At 66.1% G+C, this 375-nt stretch carries 1 pseudogene; it reads right to left on the bottom strand.

Annotated features, from left to right (window positions below):
• Positions 1–373 (bottom strand): annotated as a pseudogene (locus EN859_RS35820) (pyruvate ferredoxin oxidoreductase); the annotation flags it as partial.
• Positions 374–375: the final 2 nt, after the last annotated feature.

Below are 375 nucleotides of genomic sequence, written 5' to 3' on the forward strand. Positions count from 1 at the left end.
CGCCCGGGCCCTTGCCGTACCACATCGCGAATACGCCTTCGACGGTGCGCTCCGGGTCTGCTTCCACGCGTTGCGTGCCGAGCACCGCCGTACCGCCAAGCTCTTCGTTGATTGCGGGCAAAAAGCGAATGTCGCTTGCGGAAAGCAGCGTTTTCGCCTTCCACAACTGCTGATCGACCATGCCGAGCGGCGAGCCGCGATAGCCGCTGATGAAACCGGCGGTGTTCATGCCGCGCGCCTTGTCGAGCGCGCGCTGCATGAGCGCAAGGCGGACCAGCGCCTGCGTGCCGGTCAGAAAGATGCGGCCCCTGGTGGCGGTGAGGTTGTCGGACAGCTTGTAGTCGGCGAGAGCGGGCGTGCCGTCGATGGGCAGGC

This window comes from Mesorhizobium sp. M00.F.Ca.ET.216.01.1.1 (assembly GCF_004010325.2).
In the GTDB taxonomy this organism is placed as follows: Bacteria; Pseudomonadota; Alphaproteobacteria; order Rhizobiales; family Rhizobiaceae; genus Mesorhizobium.